General features: G+C 70.4%; 1 tRNA gene and 2 pseudogenes. All 3 read left to right on the top strand.

The features are described 5' to 3' along the window. Positions 1–1,078 (top strand): annotated as a pseudogene (locus G3I65_RS17300) (hypothetical protein); the annotation flags it as partial. Between the two features lie 279 nt (positions 1,079–1,357). After that, positions 1,358–1,431, top strand: a tRNA-Arg gene (locus G3I65_RS17305). Between the two features lie 23 nt (positions 1,432–1,454). Beyond that, positions 1,455–1,988: pseudogene (locus G3I65_RS17310) on the top strand (hypothetical protein); the annotation flags it as partial.

A 1,988-nucleotide genomic window follows, 5' to 3' on the forward strand; every position in this document is an offset into this window, starting at 1 on the left:
GTACCCGATCGTCGTCCTGCTGTTCCTGAAGCGGGAACTGCTCGGGCGCAGCGTCCGCGCGGTCGTCGCGTCCGTCGCCGGGTTCGCCGTGCCGTACGGCGCTTACGTCGTCTTCCGCTGGTTCGAGTTCGGCCGGCTGGTGCCCAACACCGCCGTCGCGAAGGGGCAGGAACCGCCGACCCTCGACGACCTCGCGCGGCCCGGGGAGATCGTCTCCTACGTCGGCTGGCTGGTCGTCGCGATCGCCGTCGCGTGCCTGGTCATGCTGATGATCCGGCCGTCGAAGCTGCGCACCGGCCTGATCGCGCTGCTGGCGCCGTTCGGGCTGACCGTCGTCGCCTACATCGTCCTCGAGTACGACTGGATGGGGCAGCTGCGCTTCGCCACCCCGGTCTGGACGCTCGGCGCGTTCGGCGCCGCGGTCGTGGTCGTCGAGGCGCTGTCCGCGGCCCGGCTGCGCGGCCGGATCGTGCTCGCCTGCCTGCTGGTCGTGGCCGCGGTCAGCTCGGTGAGCGGCTTCTACACCCAGGGCACGACCTACCGCGCCAACGTCAAGACCGCGTTCTGCATCGTCGCCGAGCGCGACGCCCAGGCCGTCAACGGGTTCGCCGACATCCTCAAGCTGCCGGACACCGCGCAGGTCGGCCTGATCGACCTCGGCGGGACGTCGCTGGGCAGCCGAATCCGGGTGCTCGACCTGGCCGGCCTCGGCGACAAGCCGATCGCCGACTACCTGCACCGCGCCGACATGCAGGGCCTGCGCGACTACGTCTTCACGAAGGCCAAGCCGGAGCTGATCACGTTCATCGGCTCGTGGATCACGACGCTGCAGTTCGACAAGGACCCGCGGTTCGACCAGGACTACGTGACGATCTTCGTCAACCAGCCGATCGGGAACATGACCGTCGACTCGCGCAACTGGGTCAGCTACCACGTCCGGCGCGACCTGGTCGACCCGGCGAAGCTCGCGGAACTGCAGGCGTACGCGCAGAAGACGCTGCCGCCGATCCTGGAGCTGAACAAGACGGCCGGCCTGCGCGGCTGCGCGAACATCCAGCCCGGCATGAAGGTTTCCTGACACGGAACCCGAAAACGCCCGCTCGGTCCACAAAGGACCGGGTGGGCGTTTTTAATTGCGTTGCCCCGCCCGCGCGGCTCGGGCATCCTTTTTCCAGCACAGCAGAGAGGAGGAGATCGTGGACCGACAACTGAAGCGCTGCGGCACGATCTCCCGAGCCGTTCGCTGAATTCTTTCCGAAAAGCTCTTCGCGCCCACCCGCCGCTACCTTGGGTCGGCCGCGGCGAAGAGCGCGGTCTGCGCGCCCATCCGGGGAGGGACGGGTGCGCGGACCGCCCCGTCCCGGTAGCTCAGCAGGACAGAGCGCGGCGCTACGAACGCCGAGGTCCGAGGTTCGACTCCTCGCCGGGACACCGAAGAAGCGCACAATGGACGCATGACCACCGCCGCCGACCCCGTCGCCGGGTACGCCGGGTTCGCCGCCGCGCTGCGCGAGGCTGGGGTGGCCTGCGACGCGCACCGCGTCCAGGCCTACCTGGCGGCCGTCGCCGAGATCGACGTCGCCGAGCCCACGCAGCTGTACTGGGCCGGGCGGCTGACGCTGTGCTCCAGCCCGGACGACCTTCCGAGCTACGAAGAAGCCTTCAGCCAGTGGTTTTCCATCGAAACGCCGACCCCGCAGCGCGCGAAGACCACCGTGCCGAAGCAGGCCCGGATCGCGCCGCTCGTCGACGCCGAAGGCGGGGACGCCGAGGGCGGCGAAGGCCACGACCAGCTGAAAGTCGCCGCGAGCGCGCAGGAGGTCCTGCGCCACCGCGACCTCGCCGCCCTGACCACGGCCGAGCGCGAACACCTCCGCGAACTGCTGGCCACCCTCCACCCGGTACTCCCGCAGCGTCCGGCCGCCCGGCGGACGCCGTCGCGGCGCGGCCGGCTCGACCCGTCGCGCACGCTGCGCGCCATGCTGGCC

The sequence above is a fragment of the Amycolatopsis sp. SID8362 genome, assembly GCF_010550475.1.
Taxonomy (GTDB): Bacteria; Actinomycetota; Actinomycetes; order Mycobacteriales; family Pseudonocardiaceae; genus Amycolatopsis; species Amycolatopsis eburnea.